The organism is Oribacterium sp., from assembly GCF_057249185.1.
The window spans coordinates 1-7,816 of sequence record NZ_DBHIGR010000103.1 but is presented as its reverse complement, the minus strand read 5'-3'; the positions used below and the strand labels follow the sequence as shown (position 1 = coordinate 7,816).

General features: G+C 45.5%; 7 protein-coding genes. All 7 read right to left on the bottom strand.

Features of this window, described 5'->3' with window-relative positions; translation table 11 throughout:
* Positions 1–113 precede the first annotated feature (113 nt).
* On the bottom strand, positions 114–1,448 hold the full coding sequence (tig, locus tag ACO4PX_RS06785) for a trigger factor (protein ID WP_485521793.1): 1,335 nt from the start codon (positions 1,446–1,448) through the stop codon (positions 114–116).
* A 117-nt stretch (positions 1,449–1,565) separates the two neighbouring features.
* A complete protein-coding gene (locus tag ACO4PX_RS06780) occupies positions 1,566–2,147 on the bottom strand; it encodes a CYTH domain-containing protein (protein WP_485572067.1) in 582 nt (193 codons plus the stop codon).
* Positions 2,148–2,254: 107 nt separating this feature from the next.
* Positions 2,255–3,358, bottom strand: coding sequence for a 30S ribosomal protein S1 (rpsA, locus tag ACO4PX_RS06775; protein ID WP_007155937.1), 1,104 nt, complete (start codon positions 3,356–3,358; stop codon positions 2,255–2,257).
* The gene (ispH, locus tag ACO4PX_RS06770) at positions 3,339–4,211 is read right to left on the bottom strand and encodes a 4-hydroxy-3-methylbut-2-enyl diphosphate reductase (protein WP_485572066.1); all 873 of its coding nucleotides are present in this window, start codon (positions 4,209–4,211) and stop codon (positions 3,339–3,341) included. The genes rpsA and ispH overlap by 20 nt, the downstream gene beginning before the upstream one ends.
* Before the next feature lies 1 nt (position 4,212).
* Positions 4,213–4,881 carry a (d)CMP kinase gene (cmk, locus tag ACO4PX_RS06765; protein WP_485572065.1) on the bottom strand — a complete coding sequence of 223 codons (669 nt, stop codon included), beginning with the start codon at positions 4,879–4,881 and terminating at the stop codon, positions 4,213–4,215.
* Between the two features lie 123 nt (positions 4,882–5,004).
* On the bottom strand, positions 5,005–6,273 hold the full coding sequence (locus tag ACO4PX_RS06760) for a BaiN/RdsA family NAD(P)/FAD-dependent oxidoreductase (RefSeq protein WP_485572064.1): 1,269 nt from the start codon (positions 6,271–6,273) through the stop codon (positions 5,005–5,007).
* A gap of 106 nt (positions 6,274–6,379) precedes the next feature.
* The gene (locus ACO4PX_RS06755; protein ID WP_485572063.1) at positions 6,380–7,696 is read right to left on the bottom strand and encodes an aspartate kinase; all 1,317 of its coding nucleotides are present in this window, start codon (positions 7,694–7,696) and stop codon (positions 6,380–6,382) included.
* Positions 7,697–7,816 lie beyond the last annotated feature (120 nt).

The following is a 7,816-nucleotide window of genomic DNA, read 5'->3' as shown; positions in this document are numbered from 1 at the left end:
GCGGATTCGGGACTTTAACCCGTTAGAAACGTGCGCCGCTAGGCGCACAAGAAAAGGACCGGGAAGCCGAAACAGGCTTCTCAGTCCTAAAGTATTCTTTATTGTCGGAAAACTTACTTCTCAGCAGCTTCTTCCTTCTCTTCTTTCTTGCTCTTCTTCTCAGGCTTTACAAGCTTCGCCTCACTTACCAGCTTGTCAATGGTAGCCTGAATATCCAACTCTCTCTTAATGGAAAGCTTCTGAGAATCACTGATGGTCTTTACCAGATCTTCCTTCTTCATGCGATACTGCTCTGCAATTCTCTCCAGTTCCTTCTCAATAGCTTCTTCGGTAACCTCGATGCCTTCCTTCTTCTGGATAGCATCCAAAACCAAAGAGGTCTTGATGTTCTGAACAGCGGTCTCTCTCATCTGGCTCTTTAAGCCCTCTTCTGTAAGACCGGTAATCTGCATATACTGATCCATGGGGATGCCCTGTGCTTCCATACGTCTAGCGTAGTCATAGAACATCTGATCCAACTGCATCTCCACCATAGGCTCGGGAAGTTCTACAGAAGCATTCTCTACAACCTTAGCCACTACGTTGTTCTCTACCTGAGAAGTAGCTCTCTTCTCCTTCTCTTCCTTGATCTGCTTCTTTAGGTCTTCCTTATACTCTTTAAGAGTCTCAAACTCGGAAACCTCGGAGGCAAACTCGTCATCAGCCTTAGGAACCTGCTTCTCCTTAACAGCCTTAACGTTTACCTTGAATAAAGCTTCTTTTCCTGCTAAATCCTTAGCGCCGTAGTTCTCCGGGAAGGTAACATGAACATCTACCTCTTCTCCGGCCTTTGCTCCGATCAGCTGATCTTCAAATCCGGGAATAAAGGTTCCGGAACCGATGGTCAGAGGATAATCCTCTCCTCTTCCGCCGGGGAATTCCTTACCGCCTACAGAACCTACAAAGTCAATGGTAGCGATGTCGTTCTTCTTAATGGCACGATCCACATCCACCATTCTGGAATTCTTCTCCAGCTCCTTATTCAAACGCTCGGTAACTTCCTTCGCGCTTACAGATACATCAGCCTTCTCTGCGGTAACACCGAAGTACTCTCCAAGAGTAACCTCAGGACGTACAGCAACAGTAGCGGTGAAGATAAAGTCCTTTCCCTCTCCAATCTGCTCAACGCCGATTTCAGGACGGGAAACGATGTCTAAGCCGGATTCCTTGGCAGCTGCAGGATAATGGGTATCCAAAATGTTGTTAATCGCTGCATCGTAGAAAACCTGTGGGCCATAATGCTGCTCAATCATCTTCTTTGTGGCTTTTCCTTTACGGAAGCCGGGAATGTTGTAACGTGTCTTAGTCTTCTGGTAAGCCTGTTCTACAGCCTGAGCAAAGTCCTCTGCGGATACATCTACTGTAATCTTTGCCATATTCTTTTCTAGATTTTCTACCTTTACGCTCATTGCGCATACCTCCAAAACTTTTCTCTTATAATTTAAAAACCGCCTTTGCTGGGCTTTCGAGGGTAAAGTATAGCATTGAACGGACATTTCTGCAATAAAAAGAAGAAAAAGCCTGCTTTAATCCTTTAATTTAAGATTGGAAAGCTCCTTTGCAAAACTGAGTTCCGCATTGGAATAGCCTTTTTCCCCGGTAAGCTCCTCGGAAAACCAGTCTAAGGGCTGAAAGGAAAGCGCCTCCTCTTCGGAAGGAAATTCCACCTCCGCATAGCAAAGCCCCTCCAGCTCTCCCTGAAATATATCCAGTTCCACGGTATAAAATCCATAGGGAATCGCATATCTACGCTTTCGAATCACCCTTCCCTCTGTCTTTCTAATCAGAGTCTCATAGGCTTCCTTTGTTAAGGGCAGGTTATACTCCTCTCTGGAAAGTCTCCCCCTTCCCTTATAGCAAAAAATATACTCTTCCTGCTCCTTCTCTTCGAAAATACCGGCTTTCTCATTCTTGTCAGAAATGCTGCTTCCCTCTTTTTCGCCGGAAATACTGTCCTCCTCTTCTCCACCGAAAATACTGCTTTCCTTCCGAATACGAAGGGTAGGATTTTGGCATAGATAGGCTTGTTCCAAAAGTTTAGAAGGATACCGATGATAATCCTCCGGAAGCCTTCTGACTCTCCATTTTCTCTCGATTTCTTGTCCCATTTCACTCCTCACAATCAGAGCTATGATTCTCAGATTCAGCCCCGATACCGGCTAAAGTCCGGTAAATACGCACAAAAAAACCGGGCACATGGCCCGGCTTTAAAGTCTTATTCTTCAGATGCCGCCTCAACGTCTACGTCAGCTACATCCCCTTCCTCTTCAGGAAGAAGTGCCTTGATGGAAAGAGAAATCTTGTGGTTGTCTACATCTAAATCAACCACTCTTGCTTCAATTTCCTGTCCGGGCTCAAGAACATCGGATGGCTTGTTCACATGATCCTTAGAAATCTGAGAAACATGTAATAAAGCATCGATTCCCTTGTCTAACTCGATGAATGCACCGAAGTCAGTCATTCTTGCAACTCTACCGGTAACGATCTCGCCTACGGCATACTTGCTCTCTGCATCCTTCCATGGGTTCTCGTTGGGGAACTTTCTGGTTAATGCAATTCTCTCTCCGCTGATTTCCTTAACCAGAACTTCTACTTCCTGTCCCGGCTTAAAGAGCTTCTTCGGATTTTCAATTCTGCCCCAGCTCATTTCGGAGATGTGAAGAAGTCCGTCTGCACCGCCAAGGTCGATGAATGCACCGAAGTCGGTAAGATTCTTAACCACACCGGTACGGATATCGCCTTCCTTTAACTCAGAGAAGAGCTTGTCATGCTGCTCTTTCTTCATAGCAGACATAATCTGCTTTCTGTCTCCAATAATTCTTCTCTTGGCCGGATTGAACTCGGTAATAACAAACTGAATGTCCTGTCCCTGATACTTGTTTAAATCTCTCTCAAAGCTATCGGATACTAAGGAAGCGGGAACGAAAATTCTTGCTCCGTCCACTTCTACATTCAATCCGCCCTTAACAACCTGAACTACCTTACCGGTAAGAATAGCATTCTCTTCAAATGCCTTTCTTAACTCCTCGGAAGCCTTAGACTGAAGAGCGTCTCTGTGAGAAAGAACGACCTGACCTTCACCGTCATTGACCTTCTTAACCTTACACTCAATCTCATCTCCTACAGATACTACTGTAGTTAAGTCTAATTGGTTGTCTGCACTGTAATCACTTCTGGTCATAATTCCGTCGGACTTGTATCCGATGTTCAGCGCGATCTCATCCGGCTTCACACTGATAACAGTTCCTGTAACGATTTCCCCCGCATGAACCGACTTTAATGATTCCTCAAGCATTTGTTCAAAACTCATTTCTGACATAAGTTAGAACCTCCTCTATTATTTCTTTTGGGGTGCTTGCCCCTGCTGTGATACCTACGTTGCGAATCGCTTCATCCGAGTTGAATTTAAGATCTTTCACCGTTTGTATCAGCTGGGTATTAGGGCATATTGCCCGGCATATCTCAAATAACTTCTTTGTGTTAGATGAACTGCTTCCACCAATCACCACCATGGCGTCGGATCGTCCAGCTAATTCCTTTGCTTCTGACTGCCTTTCGAAAGTTGCGTTGCAAATCGTATTGATAACAGAAACATGATACCCCTTTTTTTTAAAAAGTGCAAGAACTAGTTTGAATTTATCAATATGAAAAGTAGTTTGGGCCACCACGAAGATTTCCTGTCCCTCTCCATCCGGCAGTGCCTCCACCTCTTCTATGCCTTTTAGAGCAGTCACGTCTCCCTTTCCCCAGCCCAGGATTCCCTGCACCTCGGGATGCTCCGGATCACCCATTACAATGACTCTTTCTCCCTTTTCACTGTGCTCCCGCACAAGACGTTGAATCTTTCGCACATAGGGACAGGAGCTGTCCACAATTTCGATATCCCTTCCCTGAAGCAGTTTATAAATCTCTTCTCCTACCCCATGGGCGCGAATCACCAATATCCCTTTTTCCAAATGGGTCAGCTCTTCCTTTGTTTTTAAAAGCTTTACGCCTCTATCCTCCAGGGTCTTTACCACCTGCTCGTTGTGCACGATGGCGCCGTAGGTGTAGATCGGTCTTCTCTCCGATTCATCCTTCTTCTCTTCCTCGGAAAGAACGCGATAGACCGCATCCACAGCCCGTTCCACCCCAAAGCAAAAGCCTGCACTTTTCGCCAGGACTGCCTCCATTTTATTCCTCACTTCCCACACAATAGCTTAACATCTTATCCACTACTTCATTGATGGAAAGATTGCTGCTATCGATTTCAATGGCATCCTCCGCCTTTTTCAAGGGGGCAATGGCCCTGGTGCTGTCTCTGTGGTCTCTTTTCTTTACTTCCGTAAGCACCTGTTCAAGGCTGATTTTTTCACCCTTTTCCAAAAGCTCCTTCCAACGTCTTTCCGCCCGAATTTCAGGAGAAGCGGTTAAATAGAACTTTTTATTTGCCTTGGGTAAAACTACTGTGCCGATATCTCTTCCGTCCATAACACAGGAATGCTCCTTGGCTACATTTCTCTGTAAATCCAGCAGTTTTTCCCGAACACAGCCGTATTGAGAAATCATGGAGGCTCCCTGTCCCAGCTCAGGAGTACGAATATAGTCCGTACAATCCTCTTTGTTACAAAAAACCTTTTGCTTTTCTCCTTCGTATACCAAGTCCACCTGTAGGGCGGGAAGAGCTTCTTCTATGCTTTTTTCCGCTGTAAAGGGAATTCCCTTTTCCGCGATTCCATAAGCAAGGCCACGATACAGTGCCCCGGTATCTACATAATAAAAGCCCAGGCTTTTCGATAGTAATTTGGCAATGGTGGATTTACCCGCCCCTGCCGGTCCGTCTATGGCTATTGTGTATGGCATGTGTTCTTCCTTTCTTTTTTCTGAAAAGCTTTGTCTTACAAACGCTTATCAAAGGTCAGTTCTCTACAGCTTTCTCTTACTGCTCTTCTTTTAGCTCTTCTTTTAGCTTTTCTTATTATTTTTTTATTGCTCTTCTTTTAGGGATCTTCCTGCGGATTGTCCTGCTAAAACACCGGTGGAGATGGCGATTTGCATATTAAATCCTCCGGTATAGGCATCCAGATCCACTACCTCCCCCGCAAAGTAAAGTCCCGGAACCTTCTTGGCCTCCAGACTTTTCTTGGAAAGCTCCGTAGTTTCCACGCCCCCCTTAGTGACTATGGCTTCCGGAAAGCCCCCCAGTCCCTGTAGGGTAAAGGGGAAGCTGTGAAAAAGATTTAAAATCTTCCTTCGCTCCTCTTTCTTCAGCTCCGAGCTTTTTTTCTCCAAGGATACGCCCTGTTTTTCCAAGCGTTTCAGGAAAATGGGATAGAGCTGTGCAGGAAGATAGGATTTTAAAAGCTGATAGAGCTTTTCCTTTCCCTTGCTTTCACAGTCCCTCAGGAAAAAGCTGTCAAACTGCTCCTGTCCCATCTCCGCCTTAAGATCAATAGCAATTTGGTAGCTTCCCATAGGGGCTTCGGAAATCTCCGGACTTAAGGCTGCACTGGCTGATAAAACCACCGGTCCTAATAGGCTGTTCTTTTGAAAATATAATTCTCCGGTCTTTTCGTAGAGGCATTTTCCCTTTTCATTTAAGATTTTCAGACCGATATGCTTTAGCTTCAGACCGGAAAGCGGGTACACATCCTCCTCCAAAACCTCCATTTTCACCAAAGAGGGATAGGTTTTCGTCACCCCTATGGAAAAGGCCTTGGCAAAGTCGTAGCCGTCTCCCGTGGAGCCCGTAGAGGGATAGCTTAGTCCTCCGGTGGCGATAATAACTTTCTTGGCTTCCACCTCCGGAAAATTTCCCTTAATCAGAAAGACATCTCCCTTTTTCCGGATGGAGTCCACCTTTTTGTTCAGGCAGATCTTTACCCCTTCCTTCTGTAGAGCCTTCTTCATGCCGTCCGTTAAGGAAAAGGCCTTATTGCTCTCCGGGAAAATGCGGCCTCCCCGCTCTTCCTTCAGCGCACAGCCATTTTTCTCCATAAAGGCAATGGCATCCTGATTGTTAAAGTTCCGAAAGGCTCCCATAAAAAATCGGGGATTTCGAAGAATTTTCTCCATAAAAACGCTTTCCTCACAGGAATTGGTCCAGTTTCCCCTTCCTTTTCCTGTGATAAAGAGCTTCTTCCCCAGCTTTTCATTTTTTTCAAAAAGAACGACCTCTTGATTTCCGGCCTCTTTTTTCGCATAGATGGCCGCCATCATCCCCGCCGGTCCTCCGCCTATGACAAGAATGTCCATAGCCCTCACTTTCTCTTTCCGGATTTAGGAAAGGAAGGCATTTTCCTCCCTTTCCCCTCTAAACCGGTCTTCCTGTTCCAAGAATGCTTTCCTGATAAAACGTCTCTTATACCGATAAAACAAACATGTTGTAAATCGCCTTAATCGCCGCATTGAAGTCTTCGTTTCTCACACCGATAATGATGTTGTACTCGGAAGATCCCTGGTCAATCATCTTAATATTAATGTACTCATGCGCAAGGGCAGAGAAAATACGTCCTGCCACACCGCGAGAGGATTTCATACCTCGTCCTACAACCGCAATCAGGGACAAATCCGCCTCCAACTCAATCAAATCCGGATTAACCGCTCTCTGGATTCCCTGTAAAACCTTCTGTTCATGGGATTCCAGCTCCTCCTGGTGAATGAAGAGGGTTAAGGTGTCAATACCGGAAGGGGTATGCTCCACGGAAATGCCGTTCTCCTCAATGACGGAAAGCACCTTTCGAATAAATCCGATTTCCGCGTTCATCATGGCTTTTTCAATGTTGATGGAGCAGAAATTCTTCTTTCCCGCAATTCCGGTGATGATAAATCTAGGCTTTTTCAGGGTATTGGCCACAATCATGGTACCGTGATCCTGGGGTGCATTGGTATTTTTGATCTGGATGGGAATTCCCTCTTTTCGTACCGGGAAAATTGCATCCTCGTGGAGAACACCGGCTCCCATATAACTAAGCTCCCGTAACTCTCTATAGGTGATATAATCAATAACTTCCGGATTTTTCACAATGCGAGGATCCGCCACCAGGAAGCCGGATACATCAGTCCAGTTTTCATAAAGATCCGCATGAACCGCCGCAGCAATCAAAGAGCCGGTAACATCGGAGCCTCCTCTGGAGAAGGTAATGGTTGCTCCCTCCCCATTGGCTCCATAGAAGCCGGGAATAACCGCATAGTCCAAGTCCTTTAAGGCCTCTCTGGACATCATCTCCGTTTTTTCAAAATCGCAGCTTCCGTCCTCTAAAAAGAAAATCAAATCCTTGGCATCCACAAAGGGAAAGCCCAAGAAATCCGCCATACACTTGGCGTTCAAATATTCTCCCCGGGATGCGGCATAGTCTCTACTCTCTCCAGCCAGAAGCTTCTCATAAATCTCCTGAAAGTCAGCCTCCAGAGAAATGGACAAATCCAAATCGGAAATAATATCCCGGAAACGATTTTTAATCTTCTCTAAAATTTCCTCTGCGCCGGACTTATTCTGTATCGCATCATATAAAGACAGCAACAAATCCGTCACCTTCGTATCCTTATCATTTCGTTTTCCCGGTGCAGAAACCACAATATAGTGTCTGTCCCGATCCTCCATAACGATTTCTTTTACCTTACGAAACTGTTCTCCGCTGGCGCAGGAGCTTCCTCCGAATTTTGCAATTTTCAGCATCCCTTTTTCCTTCTCTCTTTGATACTTTCCTTCGTTTCAAAAATTTTTTATTTCTATCTTGCTTCGCTCTAAACTTATATATAGATTATCCCGCCTTCCGCGAAAAATCCCTGATAAGAA